The organism is Kitasatospora sp. NPDC053308, from assembly GCF_055585785.1.
The window spans coordinates 48360-65766 of the sequence record NZ_JBVJJY010000013.1 but is presented as its reverse complement, the minus strand read 5'-3'; the positions used below and the strand labels follow the sequence as shown (position 1 = coordinate 65766).

The following is a 17407-nucleotide window of genomic DNA, read 5'->3' as shown; positions in this document are numbered from 1 at the left end:
CTGTGAGGCCCGGCCGGCCCGCACACCACCCGAACGGGGTGCACCCATGGCAGCCATGACCGTCATCTCCGCCACAGCGGTCCCCGACCACCTGCGCGGCGCCCTCACCCGCTGGCTCCTCGAGGTCACCCCCCAGCTCTACGTCGGAACCATCTCCGCCAAGGTCCGCGAGGAACTCTGGCAGGCCGTCAGCGGCTGCGTCGGCGACGGGGTGGCCGTTCTCGTCCACACTGCGGCCAACGAACAGGGCTTCGAACTGCGGACCGCCGGCGAGCAGCGTCGCCAGCCCATCGACTTCGACGGCCTGACCTTGGTCGCGATGAAAGGTCTTCAGCCCATGGACGCTCTGATCACGATCGAAGCGTAGGAACGGTGCTGTCGGATGGATCGACCCGGCATCATCGACAGCTGGCTCGTGCCAGGGGTGCAGCCGAAGCATTAGCGGCTGCACCCGGTCAAGCCAACGTTTGAATGGACCAGCGTGCTGCCAGAGACCAGCACCCGGCGCCGGGATTAAGGCTCCTCGAGGCACCGCCGACACATCGAAACTCAAGGTAGGCTCGCACGCTGTCGTTGCTTGGCGACGTGGATCACTGAGAGCTCGTGCTCCGCGCATACTTTGTCCAGCACGGATTCCTAGCGGGGGTCCCTTCCGGTTTGACCTGCATTCAGGTTGCCACTTACGGTAACCAAACCGATGTGCCGTCCGCCGGTCGTCCCTGAGGTTGGTTGCAAGACCTCCCGCCACTCGCAGGTGGGGGCACTGGTTCTGTGAGTGGCTCGCTTGAGGAGAGCGTTGGCGCCGTGGGCCAGATGACCCCCGTTGGTGCGCGGAGGACTGGAACTCGATCATGCGCAGGAGTTCATCGTTCGGCTGACCCCCGCGGGTGCGGGGAGGACCCGCCACACATGAGTCCCACAGCTCCATCCGGCGGGACCCCCGCGGGGGGCGAGGAGGACGCGGCCCCTCGTCCCGGGATTCACCCCGGCTGACCCCCGCGGGTGCGGGGAGGACGCCGACCGCGTCGACCCGGCGCGCGATCCCGAAGTCCCAGACCGGCTGACCCCCGCGGGTGCGGGGAGGACGCTGCGATGAGGGTGGTGTTGAGGACATCTCGCGCGGCAGGATCCCGGCCCGCGTAGAGCGGCTGACCCCCGCGGGTGCGGGGAGGACCCCGTCCGCGACGCGATCGCCTACGCTGGCGCCGGCTGACCCCCACGGGTGCGGGGAGGACCCCGGCGGCTCACCCTCGGTGACCAGCCACGCCGGCTGACCCCGCGGGTGCGGGGGGGGCACTAATGGGCCATCACGTTATGAAGCGCCCAACGGCTGACCGCCGCGGGTGCGGGGAGGACGGTGGCCACGGCTCTGACGTGCACGCCTACCCCGGCTGACCCCCGCGGGTGCGGGGAGGACTCGTCCATCGGGATCTCGGGCATGCGGTGCTGCGGCTGACCCCCGCGGGTGCGGGGAGGACGAGGGGATCCGGATCGCCACGATCGCGATCGCCGGCTGACCCCCGCGGGTGCGGGGAGGACTCCTTGCTCTCTTGCGGGGTCGGTGCGTCCGGCGGCTGGCCCCCGCGGGTGCGGGGAGGACCACAGCTCGGCGTCGGTGAACTCGGGGACGGGCGGCTGACCCCCGCGGGTGCGGGGAGGACGTCCTCCTCAACGAAGAAGGCGTGGCGGATGTAGGCTGACCCCCGCGGGTGCGGGGAGGACGAGCATGATGCCGCTGATGTCGGCGGTGCGCTGGGCTGACCCCCGCGGGTGCGGGGAGGACGTCCTGGTCTACGTCGGCATCCGGGGTGTCGACGGCTGACCCCCGCGGGTGCGGGGAGGACACTTCGTGACCTGCGGCGGAGTAGCGACTTTGCCACTTCTTGACCGGTCTGCAGTGCTGCGCCCGGGGTTTGCGGGCGACCGCTGACAGGCACGCACGCTGTTGAGGTGTCACGGATCTGCGTCCATCGTGTCACGGTCAGCTTGGTGCGAGCCACTGCCGAACCGGAGCCCGTGGTACTTCGACACAGTGTCAGATCCGCGCGGAGCTGAAGAACGGCATCGAGACCGCGTGGCGGGAACGCGGCTACAAGCAGGTCAAGCCGATGTGGACCGGGCGCCGCTCATTCCGCTCGACGGAGTAGCCCGCGTCGCTGAGCACAAGGCCGCGCTCAGGCCGCCACCGTGTCCCGGACCGCCTGCTCGCTGCGCTCACGGAACTCCTCCGCGGTGAGGCGGACACGCTCAGGCTCGGGAGCGGACGGGTGCGCCTCGTCGTAGGCGATCCACCACCACGCGACCACATTGAGCAGGAGCATTGCCCCGACCAGGCTGGCGAGGCCCAGCACAGTCCCCAGGCACCCCTTCGCCAGCCCCTTGTCGAACACTTCCTCCGCCCTGCTCCGTCCCGCCACCGTAGGCGCGCGGCCAGGACCTGTGCTTGAGTACTCGTACTCAAGCGCAGGTCACAGAGCGAACGCCTGAGCGGTCCGGCAAGCACCCCGGCCGCATCGTTCCGACCGCGAAGGCCCAACGCTGGGAGCCCGCCGAGATCGTGCGGGCCCTGCTCGCAAAAGAAGCGGCCGCCGCGGCGCAGCCGACCTCCGCACCGGTCGCACCCGCGCGGCCTTCCGCAGTCCGGGTGCCCGGTCCGCGTGCCGGCGGCGGTGGCTATCGCCCCGGCCGTCCGGTCACGGACGCGTCGTGGGACGCGCGGCCAGGGGGGCGCGTCAGGTCGCTGCCACCCGACTGCGCCTCCCGATTACCGTCCCACCTCAGCCCCGTAGCTCCCCGCGCAGCGCCGGGTAGCGCAGTTCCAGGCCGAGGACGGCGGCCGGGGGCCGCTGGTGGTAGCGGATCCAGAAGGGGGCGGCGCCCTGTTCGGCCTGGGGGCGGCAGCGGTGGCAGAGCAGGCCGCGGGTGAGGCCGGTGTGGGGGTCGTGGTCCTCGGTGTGGGCGGGGCGCCCGGCCTGGGGGAGCACGCCGCAGACGGCGCAGCGGCCGCGGTGGTAGGCGAGGAGGCGTTCGGCGGGGCGCTGGCGGTGGTCGTAGGTGGGCAGGGGCCAGGGGAGGTAGGCGGGGTCGGAGGTGTTCCAGCGCTGCTCCCACCGCGCCCAGAGGCGCTTGCGGACGGCGCAGCGCTCGCAGTCGGTCGGGCAGCCGCCGGAGGCCGGGGGGCAGAGCGGGGCGGCGTCGAGTGCGTGGCGCAGGTCGAGGCGCAGGCGTTCGAGGGGCGGGGCGTCCGGCGGGGCCCAGCCGTCGGGGGCGGGTGGGGGCAGGGGGTGGTCGAGGAGGACGGCGGGGGCCATGGCGAGGCGGTCGGGGGTGACGGTGTTGGGCTCGAAGATGAGCTCCGGGACCCGTGCGGCGACGGCCTTGACGATGCGTCCGGGCATGGTGTTGGAGTCCAGGCGCCGGCCGTTGCGGCTGGTCAGCAGCGGGCGGCGGCCGGTTTCGGGGTCGCGGCCGTCCACGCGGTGCGGCAGGTAGTCGGCGATGGCCTGCCAGACCTCGCGGGAGGGCTGGTGGGTGATGGTGCCGTCGCCCTTGGGCGCGGGGCAGGAGAGGGTGCGGATCCGGCGGTGCGGGTCCTCCTCGTGCAGGTCCTCCAGGTCGATGCCGACGGCCTGCCGGGGGCGCAGGCCGTCCAGGAGGAGGTGGACGAGCAGGCGGTCGCGGTGCGGGGCGGTGTCGTGGGGGCCGCGGCGGTGGCGGCCGGGCAGGAGGTCGTCGGCCGCGTACTGCATCGCGGCGGCCTGTTCGAGGGTGAGCGGTGCGGTGCGGGGCAGCGCGGTGGGGGAGGGGCGCAGTGCGGCGGCGTTGAACGGGGGTTCGGGGATGTGGCCGGCGCCGGCGGCGTAGGCGTAGAACGCTGCGAGGGCGGCGAGGCGCCGGGCGGGGTTGTGCAGGGAGACGCGCGGTGCGAGCGGGCGGCGTGAGGGCCGGTCGGGGTTGGGGCGGCGAAGTGCGGGGGCGTAGGCCCAGGTGGAGGCGGTCGAGGCGTCGGCGTTCCAGGCGCCGATGCCGGTGGTCTCCTCGGTGAAGTACAGCCAGTCCCGCAGGTCGGCCTCGTAGCGGGTGGGCGTGGTGCCCTGCAGGGCGCGGCCGTGCTTGCCGAGGCCGGCGGCGAGCCACTGGGCGAGGACGTCGTACGGGTCGGGCCTGGTCACCGGGAAACTCTATGCGCGGGGCGGCCGGGGACGGGCCGGCCCCCGGACACCGGTCCCGCCGGACCGCGCCCGACCGGGCCGTGGTGCGCGGGGAACGGGCGCTTCCGGCCGGGCCGACGGCCCTCTTTTCGCCCACGCACGGGACGGACGGGCGACCTCGAGTAGTCTCTGCGGATCGGATTGCGAACATCGCACGAAAGCCGCCGCGAACGGGGATCAGGGGTGGACCGTCAGGCACTGGTGGTCGGCGTGGAGGGGACGGCCGGGAGCCTCGAGGACGAGTTGCCGCCGTCATCGCGTCGACGGGCGCGCGCGTGGTGATCGCCCACTCGCTCGGCAGCGTCGTCGCCTACGAGGCCCTGCACGCCCACCCGGAACTCGAGGTCGGCCTGCTCCTGACCCTCGGGTCACCCCTGGGACTGCCCCACGGGGTCTTCGACCGTCTGTCGCCGGCACCCGCCGACGGCACCGGACAGCGGCCCCCGGGCGTCCGCCGCTGGGTCAACCTCTGCGACCACGGCGACCTCGTCGCGATCCCGCGTCCGCTCACCCGGCGCTTCCCCACCGTGGACCTCGACCTGGTCGACAGCATCGCGCCCTTCGACTTCCACAAGGTGGCCCCGTACCTCCGCTCTCCCGTGGTGGCCGCCACCCTCGCCCCGCTCCTACGGGGAACCGGCTGACCGACGTCGTCGGCGCACCTGGCGTGACAGGGCGCCGTCGGTGTCTCGGGGCACGGCTCGGCGTGGCGGGCCCACACGGCACCAGGGGCCGGGCGCCTTCGGCCAGGGCCGCCACGCGAGGCCCGGGGTCATGCCACCGCCGCCTCCGCGAGTACGCGGGACGGCGGGCAGTGAACCATATGGTGCACTGCCCCTCCCGCGAGCGCGCGGTCCCCGCCCACCGGATCCGGTGGATCCGGTGGGCGGGGCGAAGAGCACGCGGACAGGGAGGATCGGCGCGGCCGGAAAGGCCACCGGATGCCGCGCCCGATCCTCGGCCGTCGACCGCAGCTCCTCGACGCCGGAAGGACCCGGGTACCGGAAGGAGACGTCGACGGGGGACACTGGTACCGGTCCCGCCCGCACCAGACGCCCGGAGGACACGGTGAGCGCAGCGCCCCTGCACGGCCATCACGACGGCCGGCGGCCCATCCCCCGAACCCAGGACGCCGTCGCCAACGCCCTGCCGCCCGCGCAGCGGATGGAGTTCTACCGGGAGATGGGCGAGGCCGACGTCGAGACGATCGGGGGCGTGCTGAAGCGGTGGTGGCTGCGCGCCGAGCTCTACCGCGATCCCGAGGGCGACCGGATCCACGACGCCGTCCAGGCCGGCACCGCCCCCGGTACCCCCGCGTCCGCGGTCCTGCGCCGGCTCGGCGCCCAGTGACGGACTTCAGCGACTCCCCGGACGACGAGCACGACCCGCTCACCCTCTCGCCGGCCGTCGAGGAGTTCCTCGGCGACCCGGACACGCCGGCCGACGTGTTCTCCGCCCTGGTGGCGTTCCTCGTCGACCTGCGCGAGAACCCCTTCCCCCACCTGAGCATGCCCGTGCCGGGCCGCCCCGGGATGCACTCCGCGCCGCTGCGCCGGGATCTGGGGCTGGTGGAGTACGCGGTGAACGAGGCCGCCGACCCGCCCCGGATCTACGTCTCGCGGATCCTGCGAGCGGACTGAGCGGCAGGCCCGCCTCCGCGGGAATGGGGATGAGCCCTGTCGTCAGCCCGCGCGAGGCGGCGGGCGGAGCGGATGGTACCGGGCTGTCGCGGACTGTGGCGGTCTGGTCCGCCGCCCGGGTTGGGCGGTCTTCCAGTGCTGACGCCATGGGCCCGGCTGACCCCCGCGGGTGCGGGGAGGACGTTCATGATCCGTTCGATGCGGCCCGCCTCGGCGGCTGACCCCCGCGGGTGCGGGGAGGACGGCGCGCACCAGCACGTCGACTTCCGCTTCGCCGGCTGACCCCCGCGGGCGCGGGGAGGACATCCTGGGAGGAGGCCCTTGGCCACCCCGAGAAATCCTTGAGTCTGAGACGTGACGTCGGGGGATGATGGGGCGATGTTCGTCCGCACGGAGAGCCTGCCGCACACCCCGCAGCAGCCCATGACGGTCCGGGTTCACACCGCCGTCGGGTCCGCTGTGGTGCTCTGGCGCGGTGATCCGCGAGACGCCGACGGCCAGCATGTCATCGAATGGACAGTCGACGAGGACATCCACTGGGGCCAGAACACCCGGGCGGCCTCCGCCGTCGATCCGGAGCTTCGGCAGGAAGGCGACCGGGTGGTCATGAGCGGCCGCCTCCACCTGACCGACGACGGCGCCGCCTACCTCCAGATGGGTCATTGGCCCGTGCAGTTCGATCTGGCATCAGCCGTCCCCGGCAGCCTGGACGGTTCCTGGGTGCAGATCGGCGTCGGATCGGACAGAGTCGCCCTGCATCCCTACCGAACCTGACCGGGCCACCCTCGGGTTCGCGGCCGCCCTTGACTGCCAAGTAGGAGCATCAGGCGTCGTACGAGGAACGGCAGGGGGGAGCCGGGCCGGCCACCGCGCTCGGGCGCCTGAGGGGACCGGGAAGGCCGCGCTGCGCCGGGTTGTGGAGGAACCTGGGTATCCGGTCCGTCCCGGTTGAGTAGTCGCGCCGATGTGCCGTCCTGATCGGCACGGTGGGATCGGTCCATGGACAACCAGCCCGCCGTATCCGCGTCGCGGTCGCATGACCGTGGCGCCTGGAAGTTCCCGCTCGTCGCGACGGTTCTGCTGCCGATCTCCCAGGTTCTCTTCTGCTACGTCGCCCTCGTGCGCGCGGTCACCGTCGACCAGTGCGTGCCGCGGGGAGCCTGCGGGCGGGACTGGGGCCCGCAGTACGACGCCGCCCACGGCCTGACGGGTGTACAGGTCGTGCTCATCGCGGCCGCCTGGATGCTGCCGCGCCGGACGCGGTGGGCTCCTTGGCGCTTCGTCGCGTCCGCTGTGAGCGTGCTGTGCGGCCTGGCGTGCAGCGTGGTGATCCAGGACTTGGGTTGAGGGCGAGCGAGGTGTGCGGACGAGCGCGGCGCGACGCCCGGTGGGACCGCCCGGCGCCTCGTGCGGCCCCGCACCGCGGAGGAGCCGGTACGAGCGGGGCGGTCGCGATGCCGGGCCGCGACCAGGAGGAGCCGCAGCAGTTCCGGCGGGCCGATCGCGACCGGAGCCGCGCCGGCCGCCGTCCACACACCCGTGCGCCGTTCCTCCGGTCCGTGCCAGCCGGTCGACGCCGCCACCGCCTGCCCGGCCTGACGCGGGCGTCGCGCGCGCCCACCCTCCGAGGACCGGTCCCGGCGGGCCGGGCGGGCGACCTGCTGCCGTGGGACGTGGTGTGCCTGCCGCGCGCCGGGGCCGCGGCCGGCCACGCGTGCCCCGGCCGCGCGAATGTCACGCCGGGTGATTCGTGGTCAGACGGGCTACAACCGTGGAATGGTCCGATTCCCCGCCCCCGCTCCCGCCCTCTCCCGGGTGGCCCCGCCGCCCCCGTCCGCCCCGCGGCCCCGCGCGGCACGCCGGACACGGCCCCTGGTGGCCGGCCTGCTCGCGCTGGCCGTCGCCGGCGCCGCGCCGGCCGCCCACGCCCGATCCGACGACGGCACCGCCGCGAGCGTCGTCCCGGCCAGCGCGCTGGTCCTGCAACGCCAGTTCACCGCGGCGGCCGAGGAGTTCGGCGTCCCGCCCGGCCTGCTGCTGGCGCTGGCGTACCAGGAGAGCCGCTGGGAGTCCCACCAGGGCGCGCCCAGCACCACCGGCAACTACGGCGTCCTCGGGCTGACCCAGGTCGACGTCGCCGCCGAGAACGCCGCCGACCCCGGCGGGACGGCCACCGCACGACGCGGCGAGGACCGACCCCGTGCGGCCCGGCCCGCTCGGCCCGCCCGCCCCCGGGTCGTCGACTCCCCGGCCCTGCACACCCTCCAGGCCGCCGCCGACCTGATCCACCGCCCGGCGGCCCGGCTGCGCACCGACAACGCGCAGAACCTTCGCGGCGGCGCCGCCCTGCTGGCGCTCTACCGGCAGCAGAGCGGCGCCGCCCTTCCCGCCGCAGCCGAACCCGCAGACCCCGCCCGCTGGTACCCCGCCGTCGCCCGGTTCGGCCAGGCCGGGCGGACGGGAGCGGCCGCGGAGGAAGCCGGCCGCGCCTTCGCCGACCGCGTCTACGCCACCTGGCGCCAGGGCCTTGCGCGCACCACCTCCGAGGGCCAACGGCTCACCCTGCCCGGCGTACCGGACCTCGCCCTCCCCGCACCGCCCGCGCTCCCCGCGCTCCCCGCGCTCCCCTCACGCCCGGCACCCCCGCCCTCGGCCCAGACCCCCGAGTGCCCGCCCGGCCTGGGCTGCGACTTCATCCCCGCCGCCTACGCGCTGACCGACCCCGGCGACCCCACCTCCTTCGGCAACTACAACCCCGCGCACCGCCCCGACGACGGCCAGCGGATCCGCTACCTCGTCATCCACGACACCGAGAGCGACTACGCCGGAGCGCTCGCCGCCTTCCAGGACCCCCGCGAACAGGCCACCGCGCACTACCTGGTGCGCGCCGGCGACGGCCACGTCACCCAGCTGGTGCACACCGGCGACATCGCCTGGCACTCCGGCAACAAGACCGTCAACATGCACAGCATCGGCATCGAACACGAGGGCTTCGCCCTGCCCACCGACCGCCCCACCTGGTACTCCGAGCAGCTGTACCAGTCCTCGGCGACCCTGGTGCGCCACCTCGCCGACCGCTTCGGCGTCCCGCTGGACCGCCAGCACGTCATCGGCCACGACGACGTCCCCGGCCCCACCCAGGACGCCATCGCCGACATGCACTGGGATCCCGGCACCTTCTGGGACTGGGCCCACTACCTCGACCTGCTGCACGCCCCGCTGGACGCCGGCGCCGACACACCGCCCCGCCCCGGCGACACCGTCACCATCGCCCCGCCCTTCGACACCACCAACGAGCCTCCCGTCAGCGGGGTCTCCGCCCGCCCCGAGAACTTCGTCTACCTGCGTACCCGGCCCGCCCCGGACGCCCCGCTGATCAACAGCGCCACCACCAAGGCCGACGACTGGAGCGACAAGGCCTCCACCGGCGCCCGCTACGTCGTCGCCGACCGGCAAGGCGACTGGACGGCGATCTGGTACGACGGCCAGAAGTGCTGGTTCGCCAACCCGAACGGGCGGGCCGCGCACACCGACCGGCGCACCGAGGCCGGGCCCACCACCGTGCTGACCCCGCGCCCGGGCACCGCCACCATCCCGGTCTACGGCCGGGCCTACCCCGAGGCCGCCGCCTACACGCCCTACCCGGCCATCAAACCGCTGCCGGTGGTGCCCCTGCGCGCGACCGTCCCGGCCGGACAGGAGTACCTCGCCGTCGCCGCCACCCCCGAACGGGCCGACTACTTCTACGACCAGAACATCAACGGCGACGCACCCGACGACCGCACCCTGGTCGTCGGCCACGACACCTACTACCCGATCCGCTACAACCACCGCCTGGCGTTCCTCAAAGCCACCGACGTCCAGGCGACCACCACGTGACAAACTCGCTCCCCGAGCACCGCAGCAAAAGGGGGAGTGCCGTGACACGACCGGTCCTGACCAAAGTCCACTGGGCATTGATCTCGCTCGTCGCGCTGGGCGCGACGGTCGTCGCCCTGATCGGCCTGGCCGGCTCCTACATGGCGGTCCGCCGGGTGGCCTCCGGCGTGGGCATGGGCAGGTTCGCCTACGCCTTCCCGATCGGCGTGGACGCCGGCATCCTGGTCCTCCTCGCCCTGGACCTCGTCCTCACCTGGCTGCGCATCCCCTTCCCCCTGCTGCGCCCCACCGCATGGGGTCTGACGGTGGCGACCATCGCGTTCAACGCCGCGGCCTCCTGGCCCGACCCGCTGGGGACCGGGATGCATGCCGTGATCCCGGTGCTCTTCATCATCATCAGCGAAGCGACGAGACACGCGATCTCCCGCCTCGCCCGACTCGGCTCCGACCGGACCATCGAGAAGATCCGGCTGATGCGCTGGTTCCTCGCTCCCCGGCAGACCTGGGCGATGTGGCGGCGGATGCAGTTGTGGGAGATCCGGAGTGTGGACGATGCGGTCCGGCTGGAGCAGGCCCGGCTCGCCTACCTGACCCTGCTGAAGGACGCCCCGATCGGCCCGAAGGAGAAGCTGCCCGCCGCGGCGCACCTGCCGCTGAAGCTGGCGGAACTCGGCGTGCCGATCGAGGTGACCTACGAGGACGGCCTCGCGGCTGCCGGCGTCGCGACCCGCCCGCTGGACCGGATCTTCGCCGCACGCGCGACGGCCGACCGCCAGCCGACGCAGCAGACCCGGGCTCCGGAGGGCTTGGTTCGGCTGCCGACCGTCGCCGGTCCGCGCAAGGAGCTGGCCCCGGCGGACGGTGAGATACCGTCCGCCGGCACCGGAGAACGGACGGATCCGACGCGGGCGCCGTACGAGGGCGTTGCGGCCCCGGTGTCCGCCCGGCCGACCGCCGGGCCGGGATCGGCCGGGCAGGACTTTGCGGGTGCGGGGCCGGGCCCCGAGGCCTTTGAGGGTGGGGGTCACCGCGTTCCGCGGAGCCCGGCTTCTGAGCAGGCTTTTCCTCAGCCTTCGCAGGTCGGCGCCCTTACGGGGAGCTTCGCAGGGACGGTCTCGGCGGCGCCGCACGCGGTGCGGGCCGAGCCGGAGCCCGACCTGACGGGCGCCTCCGAGCCGCCGGACGCCCCGGGTCCCCGCACAGCTCCTGGGGGTGCGGGACAGCCCGAGGAGCCGGCGCGGGAGAGGGTCGCGGACCTTGCGGAGACCACCCGCAGCGTAGGGGCCGCGCCCTCCGCCGACCCGGGCGAGGACTCCCTGCCGTCCATCGACCCCGCGCTGGCGGACCAGGTGCGCGCCAGGAACATCCCCTTGGAGTGGGCCGTCGGCTTCGCCGCCTGGGTCGCCGAGTACGGACGTCACCCCGGGCCGGAGGAACTCCGCCGCCACCTCTTCCGCCACCCCTACAACCTCCGGGCACGGGGCAAGGGCGATCAGCCGGTGAGCCTGCGCAGCGTCGAGCGCTACTTCAACGACCTGAAGGACCTCTTTCCGCCCACTCGGGAGGACCGGGAGCGGCTCCAGCCGGAGAGCGCCGGGGTCTGACGCGCGCCCCGGGACGACGGTCCGACACCCTCAGGTGTCGGACCGTCGTGATGATCAGGCTGCGTCGTACGGGACCTTCAAGGAGGTCCAGACCCGCCCCGAGCTGGAGCGGTTCTTCTTCCTGGACGACGCGGACCGGGGCCTGATCGCCCTGCGGCGTTCCGACAGCGACCGACTGGGCATCGCCAGATCTACCCGGTGCGGTACATCGGCCGATTCCTGGCGGACGACCCGTGGGACGTGCCGTGGACAGTGGAGGAGTACCTGGCCGAGCAGCCGGGTACCGGGAGCGGCCGACGCTCACACTACCGCCCACCTGCGCGAGATAAGCGCTTATTTCCTAGAACTGCCATCTGCTTTGACGGATAGTCACGTACGTGCTTAGCGTAATCGCCAACGCTGCCCCCAGTAGACGGTATTGGGGTCGCATGGTGAGAGGACGACAGTGACTCAGACCGAATCGCCCGGAACGTTCACCGGGCGGAAGGTTCCGCAGATCGACAGGGGCCGGCTGACGCTCAGCCGTAAGGAGTCGACGTACCTGGCGGTGCGCACGCAGCAGGGCGGCCGCACCGTCTACAGCATCCGCGTGCCGCTGTCGGAGCTGACGGTGATCCTGCCGGTGCCCACTCCGGGGCAGCCCGACCCGGACAACCGGGAGGTCAACGAGCGGCACGCGAAGGGCTTCGGCCAGTACCTGGCCACGAATCCCCAGTGGGTGGCTCCGGCCCTTCTGATCCGCGACCCGGCCAGCCTGTGCCGGTTCGAGCCGGTCAGTGAGGACGGGGAGATCGGCTACCTGACCGTCCCGTGGTCGGTCGGCTCCCTCGGGCGGCTGATCACCATCGACGGCCAGCACCGGATCCTCGGCGTGCACCTGGAGCAGAAGCACATCGCGGACGAGATCAACCGGATCGACCGCGAGCTCTACCGGGCCGGTGAGGCGCGGCGCAAGAAGCTGGAGGCGGAGCGGGAGGAGATCGTCCAGCGCCTTGCGCGCCTGGACGCCGAGTACGTCGGCCTCGACATCTACGTCGAGCTGGACAGCGTCCGAGGCCGGCAGATGTTCGTGGACGTCGCCGACAACGCCCGCGGCATCTCGGGCGCGGTGCGCGCCCGCTTCGACACCTCCCGCATCGCCAACCGCACCCTGCCCGACGTGCTCATCCACCCCATGCTCAAGGGCAAGGTCGACGTCGAGCGCGACCGGATGACCGACGTCAACCGCAACCTGATGGGCGTCAAGCACGTCGCCGACATCACCCGTGCCGTCATCGCGGGTGTCGGTGGCCGGGCGAACAAGCGCGTGGAGGCCCTGACCGACTCGGAGGTGATCGAGTCCGTACGGGACTTCCTCAACGTCATCTCGACCGCCTTCACCCGGCTCGCGGCCATCACGGAGGAGGACGCCGAGAACTACCACCCCGAGCTGGAGGAGCGGCAGCGGGAGGCGCAGAGCCGGACGAACCTCAACAAGCCCATCGACAAGCAGGTGTCGCCGCCGCCGCCTACCCAGGCTCAGATCCTGCGGAAGACCTCGCTGCTCGGCTCCGTCGGCATGCTGCGCGTGCTGGGCGGCGTGTACCGCAATCTCAAGGAGGCCGGCGCCGGGGACGGCGACATTCTGGAGTTCTTCAAGCGCCTGGACCGGCACATGAGCGCGCCGGTCACTGAGTCGAGCATCTGGCGCACCGACCCCAACGCGTCCAAGGACTTCGAGCCGAACGCCCACGCGCCGATCATGCGCACTCAGAACATCATCAGCCTGACCGGCACGATCACCGGCTGGTACACGAAGGCCCCGGCCGGCCTGTAGCGCCCTGACCCAGCGCCCCTCCCCGCTTCCATCGGGGAGGGGCACCGTCATTTTCCCATGCCGGAACTGTGGTCAGCGGCTGAGGAGCGCGCGCGGGGCTGGCGGGGCGAGGCCTTAGTGACGTTCAGTAGCAGCTCTGGAACGTACTGCCGTGAGCAGATCAGCATGACCTTCGTATGGCCCCCACCTTCGGCGCGGGCCCCGGCACCTGTCCGCGCCGGGGCCCGCGCCGTGCGCGTCGGGCGTCCCCGACCGGGCCTCAGCGCAGCGGCAGGCTCTCGATGGTGAAGGCCGGGCTGGTCAGCGGTTCGCCGTAGAGGTAGGTGTCCATCTGGGAGTTGGTCACCAGCAGCCGGTCCCCGCTCACGGCGACGCCGGTGGTGGTGTCGGCGCCTGGGAAGGTGCGTTCGGAGACGACGACTGCCCGGGTGCTCCCGGCGGACAGTCGCAGTTCGGTGACCTCGTTGTTCACCGAACGCGCGATGTACAGGGTGTTCCCTCGCCGGACGATGCCGTCGGCGCTGGGCAGCGGCGGTGCGTCGATCCTGCGGACACCGCCGGTGCTGAGGTCGAGCCGGTAGAGGGCGCCGCTGTACCAGTAGCCGATGATCAGCGACGTGCCGTCGGGGCCGGTGGTGATGCCGTTGCCGTTGGACTGGCCGGCCACGTAGTCCGGCAAGTGGTAGGCCACCCGCAGGGTCCGGTGGGCGCCGGTGGCGGGGCCGTCCACCTCGGCGGCCGGAATCCGGTAGACCACGGCGCGCAGCGAGTCGGTGATGTAGACATCCCCGTTGGGAGCCACGGCCGCGTCGTTGACGAGGGTCTGTTCGCCGGTATCAGGGACGGTATAGGCCGCGACGAGCCTCCCGGAAGTGCTGTAGACGAAGAAGCGCCCGGTGAACGCGCCGGCGACCAGCAGGCGGTTGCCGGTGATCTTGATGCCGGCGGCCTGGGTACGGCCGTCCTGGCCGGCCGGCAGGAAGGGTTCGAGCGTGGTCGCCCCGGGGCGTCCCCGGTAGACGGTGCCGTCGCCGATGCTGCCGGCGTAGACGAAGTGGCGGTCGGCGGCCACGCTTTCGGGGAACGCGCGGGTGCCGTCGAGGGTGATGGCCCGGTCGCCGTTCCCTCCCTGGGAGGCGTGGGCGCGGGCGGGGCCGGCGGAGGTGGCGGCGGTTGCGGGAAGCGTGAACGCGGTCAGGGCCGCGGAGGTGGCGGTAAGGGTGACGAGCGCGCGCCGCCCCATGACGCGGACGGTCCTGCGGGTGGACGCGGCGCGGGTGGACGCGGTGGGCGGGGGAACTGTGCGGGAGGACATGGTCGGCGACTTTCCGGGTGATGGCAGGGTCGTACACGGTCATGGCACGAGGGGTGAGCGCCTCGCGGCGGTCCGGGCGCGACGGCCGCGGGGGCGAGCGGACGGTCAGCGCAGCGCGGCGGCGATCGCGTCGGACAGGGCAGTGGCCGGCCGGCCGATCAGGCGGCTGAGGTCGCCGGATCCCGTGTACAGCTCGCCGCGGCTCATCCCGAGGTCGGCGTCGGCGAGGACATGCGCCAGTTCGGCGGGCAGGCCGACCCCGGTCAGCGCCTCGGTGAGCCGGTCCGCAGGAAGATCGGTGTAGGCGATCGGCTCCCCGGTGGCCGTCGAGACCGCCTCCGCCAGCTCGGCCAGGGTGATCGCCTTGTCCGCACCCAGCTCGTACACGGCGCCCGCGTGGCCCTCGGCGGTCAGCACGACGGCGGCGGCCTCCGCGTAGTCGGCGCGCGACGCGGCGCTGATCCTGCCGTTGCCCGCGGCTCCGATCACCGTCCCGCGCCGGCGGAACAGGGGCAGTTGGGCGGTGTAATTCTCCAGGTACCAGCTGTTGCGCAGCAGTGTGCTGGGGACCTCGCGTTCGCGCAGGTACTCCTCGGTGGCGCGGTGGGTGCGGGCCAGGATGTTGGTCGCCGTGTCCGCCTGCGTCATGCTCGTGTACGCCACCAGCGACACGCCGGCCGCCACTGCCGCGTCGACGGCCCGGCGGTGGTTGGCCGACCGCTCATCCACGGCGGTGGTGGAGACCAACAGCAGCCGGTCCGCTCCCTGGAACGCCGCCGCCAGGCTGTCCGGCTCCGCGAAGTCCGCCCGGCGCACCACGACGCCGCGGTGGCCGAGGTCTTCGATGCGTGCGGTGTCCCGTCCGGTCGCGACGATGTCCGCGGCCGGGACTCCGCGCCGCAGCAGCGCCTCGACGGTGAGCCTGCCCAACTGGCCTGAGGCTCCGGTGACAACGATGGACATGAGATCGCCCCTTCCTGGCCGCGAACTCTCCTCGCGGCGTGACGAACCCCAGATTGACCTGCTCACTCTCCATTGGTAAGTAGCCACTTGCTGGTAAGGTGACCACCTGCGGGAAAGTATCGAGGTGAGTGGAATGGCGACCGCCGAGAATGTGACGGAGCCCATGGCGTCATGGGACCCGTACACGCGCGGCTGCCCCTCGCGCGACCTGCTCGACCAGATCGGCAGCAAGTGGGCGGTGCTCGTGCTGGGAGAACTCGGCAAGCACGGAGCCTGCCGGTTCACCCAGTTGCGGCAGCGGCTGGCCGGAGTGAGCGAGAAGATGCTCACCCAGACGCTGCGCACGCTCGAACGTGACGGACTGGTCCGGCGGACCGTGTATCCCGAGGTGCCGCCCCGCGTCGAGTACGACCTGACCCCCCTCGGCCAGACCCTGCGGGGACCACTGCGCGTACTCACCCAGTGGTCGGTGGAGCACGTCGGCGAAGTCCTCGCCGCACGTCAGGAGTACGACGTCCGCGCCAAGGGCACCGTCTGAGCCCCGCGCCCTACGGCCTCACCCACGCCGCGCAAGTCGCCGACATGACCAGCTCGCGGCCCGAGCTCCTGGCGAGTACACGACGTGGTATGCCCCCCACGACCGCCGGCGGCATCGACAACCAGGTGGGCATCCAGTGGACCGCGACCGACGCGTGGGTACCGGTGAAGACGCCCGCCGCACCGGAAGTCGTCCGCGGCAACACCATCAACTCCGCCAACGACATCGTCACCCCGGACCGGTGGCACCGGCGCTGACTTCGGCGACGGCACCCAGAACTCGACGCTGTCCGGCAGCACCGTCACGCAAACCGCCGCCAACGCGTCAACATCGCCAACGCGTCAACATCGCCAACGCGTCATCATCGGCGAGGCGGACGACTAGGGCCTGTGTGATGTTGTGATCAGTCTTGGGGTTCTGCCCTCTTCTGGGGGCAGAACCCAGTAGGACTGCGGATGTGACGCGTAGGCAACTCACCGATGACCAGTGGACGTTGATCGAGCCGTATCCGCCGGTCGGCAGGTTCGGGCCGTATCCCGAGCGGCTGCGGGAGCAGTTCGAGGGGGTGATCTGGCGGTTCCGCTCCAGTGCCCAGTGGCGGGAGATGCCTGCCGAGTTCGGTCCCTGGCCGACGGTCTACGGCCGGTTCCGGGTCTGGCGGGACGCGGGCGTCTTCACCGCCCTGCTGGAAGGCCTGATCGCCGAGGCAGCTCGCAGGGGGAAAGCAGACTTGTCGCTGGTCAGCGTGGATTCCACGTCCGTCCGAGCTCACCATGATGCCGCCGGGAGGCTTGTCGGCGAGGAGGTCATGGAGGCCCTGGAGGAGGCCGCGCGCGAGCAGGAGAAGGCCCGGCAAAAAGGGGCGAGCCGCAGGAACAGGACGGACAACACGAACGACAAAGCGCCCGGCTCCGGCGCAAGCTCCGCCTGAAGGAAGCCCTCCTCGGTCGGTCCCGGGGCGGGTTGACCGGCAAGGTCCACCTCGCCGCCGACCGCAGGTGCCGGCCGCTGGCTCTCGTCCTGACCGAGGGGCAGGCCGCCGACAGCCCGCAGTTCGTCCCCGTGCCGAAGAAGGTGCGGGTCCGCCTGCCCGTTGGCCGTCCCCGCACCCGCCCGGGTGCCGTCGCCGCAGACCGGGCGTTCTCGTCCCGCGGAAACCGCTCCTACCTGCGCAAACGCCGGATCACGGCGGTCATCCCGGAGAAGAGGGACCAGGCCGCGAGTAGGAAGCGGAAGGGCAGCAGGGGCGGCCGGCCGGTCGGCCACGACGCCGAGCTCTACAAGGAGCGCAACACCGTCGAGCGCCTGATCAACAAGCTGAAGGCATGGCGAGGCATTGCCACCCGCTGCGACAAGACACCGGACAGCTACCTCGCCGGCCTCCACCTCCGCGCCTCAATGATCTGGATCGACGACCTCCTGCGGACCGCCGACTGATCAC

General features: G+C 72.4%; 15 protein-coding genes, 2 pseudogenes and 1 CRISPR repeat array. Of the genes and pseudogenes, 13 read left to right on the top strand and 4 right to left on the bottom strand.

Translation table 11 applies throughout. The features are described 5' to 3' along the window. Positions 1-46 precede the first annotated feature (46 nt). Positions 47-367 carry a type I-E CRISPR-associated endoribonuclease Cas2e gene (gene cas2e, locus ACZ6Y7_RS26020; protein WP_402224408.1) on the top strand — a complete coding sequence of 107 codons (321 nt, stop codon included), beginning with the start codon at positions 47-49 and terminating at the stop codon, positions 365-367. A gap of 959 nt (positions 368-1326) precedes the next feature. Beyond that, positions 1327-1844: direct repeats of the CRISPR family, unit length 29 nt; unit sequence CGGCTGACCCCCGCGGGTGCGGGGAGGAC. 330 nt (positions 1845-2174) lie between these two features. Here the strand turns inward: cas2e and ACZ6Y7_RS26015 are convergent. Together ACZ6Y7_RS26015 and ACZ6Y7_RS26010 are read right to left on the bottom strand one after the other, a co-directional pair. Continuing rightward, positions 2175-2321: a hypothetical protein gene (locus ACZ6Y7_RS26015; protein WP_465760347.1), complete on the bottom strand. Its 147-nt coding sequence runs from the start codon at positions 2319-2321 to the stop codon at positions 2175-2177. Positions 2322-2777: 456 nt separating this feature from the next. Further along, on the bottom strand, positions 2778-4172 hold the full coding sequence (locus ACZ6Y7_RS26010) for an endonuclease domain-containing protein (protein ID WP_465760346.1): 1395 nt from the start codon (positions 4170-4172) through the stop codon (positions 2778-2780). Positions 4173-4486: 314 nt separating this feature from the next. On the opposite strand from ACZ6Y7_RS26010, the gene ACZ6Y7_RS26005 reads away from it, so the two are divergent. The 9 genes and pseudogenes from ACZ6Y7_RS26005 to ACZ6Y7_RS25965 all read left to right on the top strand — a co-directional run bounded on the left by ACZ6Y7_RS26005 (position 4487) and on the right by ACZ6Y7_RS25965 (position 13150). Further along, positions 4487-4855, top strand: a complete 369-nt coding sequence (locus tag ACZ6Y7_RS26005) for a hypothetical protein (protein WP_465760345.1) — start codon at positions 4487-4489, stop codon at positions 4853-4855. Between the two features lie 424 nt (positions 4856-5279). After that, positions 5280-5561, top strand: a complete 282-nt coding sequence (locus ACZ6Y7_RS26000; protein WP_465760344.1) for a hypothetical protein — start codon at positions 5280-5282, stop codon at positions 5559-5561. After that, the gene (locus ACZ6Y7_RS25995) at positions 5558-5851 is read left to right on the top strand and encodes a hypothetical protein (RefSeq protein WP_465760343.1); all 294 of its coding nucleotides are present in this window, start codon (positions 5558-5560) and stop codon (positions 5849-5851) included. Before ACZ6Y7_RS26000 ends, ACZ6Y7_RS25995 begins: the two co-directional genes overlap by 4 nt. A gap of 378 nt (positions 5852-6229) precedes the next feature. After that, positions 6230-6625, top strand: coding sequence for a hypothetical protein (locus ACZ6Y7_RS25990; protein WP_465760342.1), 396 nt, complete (start codon positions 6230-6232; stop codon positions 6623-6625). A 225-nt stretch (positions 6626-6850) separates the two neighbouring features. Then, the gene (locus tag ACZ6Y7_RS25985) at positions 6851-7198 is read left to right on the top strand and encodes a hypothetical protein (protein WP_465760341.1); all 348 of its coding nucleotides are present in this window, start codon (positions 6851-6853) and stop codon (positions 7196-7198) included. Between the two features lie 528 nt (positions 7199-7726). After that, positions 7727-9730, top strand: coding sequence for an N-acetylmuramoyl-L-alanine amidase (locus ACZ6Y7_RS25980; protein WP_465760340.1), 2004 nt, complete (start codon positions 7727-7729; stop codon positions 9728-9730). Between the two features lie 41 nt (positions 9731-9771). After that, positions 9772-11334 (top strand): DUF2637 domain-containing protein, encoded by a 1563-nt coding sequence (locus ACZ6Y7_RS25975; protein WP_465760339.1) that lies wholly within the window; start codon positions 9772-9774, stop codon positions 11332-11334. A 34-nt stretch (positions 11335-11368) separates the two neighbouring features. Then, a pseudogene (locus ACZ6Y7_RS25970) lies at positions 11369-11616 on the top strand (DUF4158 domain-containing protein); the annotation flags it as partial. A gap of 163 nt (positions 11617-11779) precedes the next feature. Then, positions 11780-13150 carry a DNA sulfur modification protein DndB gene (locus ACZ6Y7_RS25965; RefSeq protein ID WP_465760338.1) on the top strand — a complete coding sequence of 457 codons (1371 nt, stop codon included), beginning with the start codon at positions 11780-11782 and terminating at the stop codon, positions 13148-13150. A gap of 259 nt (positions 13151-13409) precedes the next feature. On the opposite strand, the gene ACZ6Y7_RS25960 is transcribed toward ACZ6Y7_RS25965, so the two are convergent. Next, positions 13410-14465, bottom strand: a complete 1056-nt coding sequence (locus ACZ6Y7_RS25960) for an SMP-30/gluconolactonase/LRE family protein (RefSeq protein ID WP_465760337.1) — start codon at positions 14463-14465, stop codon at positions 13410-13412. A gap of 105 nt (positions 14466-14570) precedes the next feature. After that, positions 14571-15428: an SDR family oxidoreductase gene (locus tag ACZ6Y7_RS25955; RefSeq protein ID WP_465760336.1), complete on the bottom strand. Its 858-nt coding sequence runs from the start codon at positions 15426-15428 to the stop codon at positions 14571-14573. Positions 15429-15591: 163 nt separating this feature from the next. Between ACZ6Y7_RS25955 and ACZ6Y7_RS25950 the strand changes: the two genes are divergently transcribed. The 3 genes and pseudogenes from ACZ6Y7_RS25950 to ACZ6Y7_RS25940 all read left to right on the top strand — a co-directional run bounded on the left by ACZ6Y7_RS25950 (position 15592) and on the right by ACZ6Y7_RS25940 (position 17403). Next, entirely contained in the window at positions 15592-15966 is a 375-nt protein-coding gene (locus ACZ6Y7_RS25950) for a winged helix-turn-helix transcriptional regulator (protein WP_465760335.1), read from the top strand. Positions 15967-16055: 89 nt separating this feature from the next. Further along, positions 16056-16223 carry a hypothetical protein gene (locus ACZ6Y7_RS25945; RefSeq protein ID WP_465760334.1) on the top strand — a complete coding sequence of 56 codons (168 nt, stop codon included), beginning with the start codon at positions 16056-16058 and terminating at the stop codon, positions 16221-16223. A gap of 200 nt (positions 16224-16423) precedes the next feature. Next, positions 16424-17403: pseudogene (locus ACZ6Y7_RS25940) on the top strand (IS5 family transposase). Positions 17404-17407: the final 4 nt, after the last annotated feature.

What these genes read in the sequence shown, in the direction of transcription:
- ACZ6Y7_RS25955 (WP_465760336.1), bottom strand. Translation starts at nt 15,428, where the DNA reads ATGTCCATCGTTGTCACCGGAGCCTCAGGCCAGTTGGGCAGGCTCACC.
- ACZ6Y7_RS25985 (WP_465760341.1), top strand. Translation starts at nt 6,851, where the DNA reads ATGGACAACCAGCCCGCCGTATCCGCGTCGCGGTCGCATGACCGTGGC.
- ACZ6Y7_RS25960 (WP_465760337.1), bottom strand. Translation starts at nt 14,465, where the DNA reads ATGTCCTCCCGCACAGTTCCCCCGCCCACCGCGTCCACCCGCGCCGCG.
- cas2e (WP_402224408.1), top strand. Translation starts at nt 47, where the DNA reads ATGGCAGCCATGACCGTCATCTCCGCCACAGCGGTCCCCGACCACCTG.
- ACZ6Y7_RS25990 (WP_465760342.1), top strand. Translation starts at nt 6,230, where the DNA reads ATGTTCGTCCGCACGGAGAGCCTGCCGCACACCCCGCAGCAGCCCATG.
- ACZ6Y7_RS26015 (WP_465760347.1), bottom strand. Translation starts at nt 2,321, where the DNA reads ATGCTCCTGCTCAATGTGGTCGCGTGGTGGTGGATCGCCTACGACGAG.
- ACZ6Y7_RS25945 (WP_465760334.1), top strand. Translation starts at nt 16,056, where the DNA reads ATGCCCCCCACGACCGCCGGCGGCATCGACAACCAGGTGGGCATCCAG.
- ACZ6Y7_RS25950 (WP_465760335.1), top strand. Translation starts at nt 15,592, where the DNA reads ATGGCGTCATGGGACCCGTACACGCGCGGCTGCCCCTCGCGCGACCTG.